Source organism: Streptomyces sp. NPDC057654 (assembly GCF_042800135.1).
GTDB lineage: Bacteria > Actinomycetota > Actinomycetes > Streptomycetales > Streptomycetaceae > Streptomyces.
The window spans coordinates 1-2,786 of sequence record NZ_JBHVHQ010001026.1; the positions used below are offsets into that span (position 1 = coordinate 1).

General features: G+C 76.8%; 2 protein-coding genes. Both read left to right on the plus strand.

Features of this window, described 5'->3' with window-relative positions; translation table 11 throughout:
• Nucleotides 1-2,079 (plus strand): ATP-binding protein (locus ACFU99_RS39890; RefSeq protein ID WP_384402520.1); only part of this gene is annotated, 2,079 nt, incomplete at its 5' end.
• 121 nt (nucleotides 2,080-2,200) lie between these two features.
• Nucleotides 2,201-2,786: PucR family transcriptional regulator ligand-binding domain-containing protein (locus ACFU99_RS39895; RefSeq protein WP_384402523.1), on the plus strand; the 586-nt coding region annotated here is incomplete at its 3' end.

The window sequence follows — 2,786 nt, forward strand, 5'->3', positions numbered from 1 at the left end:
GCTTACCCCGCCGCCACCCCGGTCGCGGAGCCCGCCGCCGACTCGCCGTTCCTCGCCTGGCTGCGCGCCCCGCGCCCCGCCGTCGGCCCCGGCATCTGGACGTTCCGCTACCGGCCGAAGCCCCCCGAGGAGCCCGACGCCATCCCCGGCCGCCAGCTGATCAGCGGGGCCGTCGTCGCCCTGCTCTGCGCCTGGCTGCTCTGGTCCCTGCTGTGGAACAACTACCTCGGCGCGTACTGGTACTGGCCGCTGACCCTGCTGACCCCCGACTCCTGGTTCGAGGCCGGCGGCGGCGAGTACGGCCCGGGCTGGTGGGCGCAGCGCGTCTACCTCGCCATCGTCATCTGCGTGATAGTCGTCGTCTTCGGCCGCCTCGGCCGCTGGCCGCAGGTCTGGCGCCGGTACGCGGCCCCCGCCCTGCGCCGCCTCTGGGACGACGCCGACGCCCCGGCCGCCCCGCCCGCCCCGCAGAGCGACCCGGCCCTGTGGCCCGAACTGCGCGCCGCGGGCGCCCCCGACGCCGCCGACCGGCTGGCCGCCGAGGCGCGCGCCGGGGCGATGACCGACGTCGACCACGCCCGTATCGACCGCGCCTGGCAGTCCGTACGGGCCCGGCCCAGCCGCCTCGCCGCCTTCACCGACACCGTGCTGCGCCACGGCGCGGCCGCCTGCGCCCACCCCTCCGGCGCCCGCGACCTGCCCGTACGGACCGGCCACCACGACCTTGTCGCGCGCCAGGTGCGCATCGGCACCGCGGTCGAGGACCCGCGCAACCCGTACGACCACCGGGGCGCCGGATACGCGCTGGACCCGGCGCTGCTCGGCACCTCGCTGCTCGCCGTCGGACCGCCGGGCTGCGGGAAGACCGGGCGGCTGGTGCGGCCGGTCGTCGAGTCGCTGTGCCTGGAGGCGCTCGCCGGGCGGGCCGCCGTCGTGGCGGTGGGCGCGTCCGGAGCGGGGCTCGCCCCGGACGCCTCCTTCGACGTCGTCATCAAGATCGGCAGCCCCGGCTCCGCCTACGCCCTCGACCTGTACGGCGGCGCCGACGACCCCGACGAGGCGGCCGGAGTCCTCGCCGAAGCGCGCGTCGGGGACCTTTCCGCCGCCCTCCCCGGCGGCGACGGCCGCCGCGCCGCGACCACGCTCGCCCAGCTCATCGGCCCCTTCCGGGCGGCCCACGACCGCTACCCGACCGTCGCCGAACTCCGCGAGCTGCTGGACGGACCAGCCGCCGGCGGCGCCGCGATCGCCGCCCTGCGCGAGAAGCTGACCGCCGCCGGCCGGCACGCCCACGCCCGCGAACTCGACGCCCGCGAACGGCAGGCGACGCGCCCCGGCGACGTCGGCGCGATGCTCGCGGACCGGCTCGCGCTGCTGGACCGGCCCGCCTTCGCGGACTCCTTCCACCACGAGGACGGCGCCGAGCCGTTCTCGCTGCGCGCCCTCGAACACCCCCTCCGGGTCCGCGTCGACCTGCCCGAACGCGGCCACACCGAGGCGTCCAGGATGCTCGCGCGGCTCGTACTCGCCCAGTTCGCCGAATGCGCGGTGGGCCGCGGCGACCGGTCGCTGTTCGCCTGCCTCGTCCTCGACGACGCCACCAGCACCGTCACCGCCGAGGCGCTGCGCGGCCTCCAGCGGCTGCGGTCCGCGAACGCCGGGGCCGTCCTCGCGCTCCGTACGCTCGACGACGTCCCCGACGCGCTGCGCTCCGCGCTGCTCGGCGCGGTCGGCTGCCGGATGGCGTTCAGCGGCGTGACGACGTGGGACGGCGCGCGGTTCGCGGAGGTCTGGGGCAAGGAGTGGGTGGAGGACCGGGACATCACGGACCGTCAGATCATCGCCCACGAGCCGCTGACCCGTGCCACGCACGTCGTACGCCGCCTGGTCACGGGCCGGGCCGTGACGGCGCAGTCGGTGACCACCCGCAAGGTCGAGCGCGAGCGCTGGTCCGCCTCCGAGCTCGCGCACTCCGTCCCCGCCGGGCACGCGGTGCTGTCGGTGACCTCGGTACGAGGCGCGAGCGCGCCGCCGGTCCTGGTGGACCTGAGGCCGCCGGGTCCGTCCGGTGCGCGCTGAGGCGGCTGAGTCAGGGGGACGCAGGGCCGACTCCTCCCCGCGCAATCCTCCGCTGAGGCAGAATCGAGGGGAGCCGTTCATACGGGACGGCGCAATCGCAGCAACGCCCCGCGAAGGTGCCATGCCTCCCACGCTCGCCTCACTCGTCCACCACTCCGCGCTCAAGCTCACCGTGCTCGCGGGGGAGGACAAGCTGGAGACCCCCGTGCGCTGGGCGCACGTCAGCGAGCTGGCCGACCCGGTGCCCTGGATGGAGGGCGGCGAACTCCTCCTCGTCACCGCCATGAAGATCGACGCGGAGAACCCCGCCGCCATGCGCCGCTACGTGAAGCGGCTGGTCGGCGCCGGCGTCGTCGGGCTCGGCTTCGCCGTCGGCGTCAACTACGAGCAGGTGCCGAAGCCCCTGGTCGACGCGGCGAAGGGGGAGGGGCTGCCGCTGCTCGCGGTGCCGCGCCGCACGCCGTTCCTCGCGATCAGCAAGGCCGTCTCCGCGGCCATCGCCGCCGAGACCTATCGCGCGGTGACCGCGGGCTTCGAGGCACAGCGCGAGCTGACCCGCGCCGCCCTCAGCGCCGACGGCCCGGCCGCGCTGCTCGCCCGGCTCGCCGCCCACCTCGACGGCTGGGCCGCGCTCTACGACGCGTCGGGGGCGCGGGTGGCCGCCGCCCCCGAATGGGCCGCGCGCCGCGCGGCGCGGCTCGGCGGGG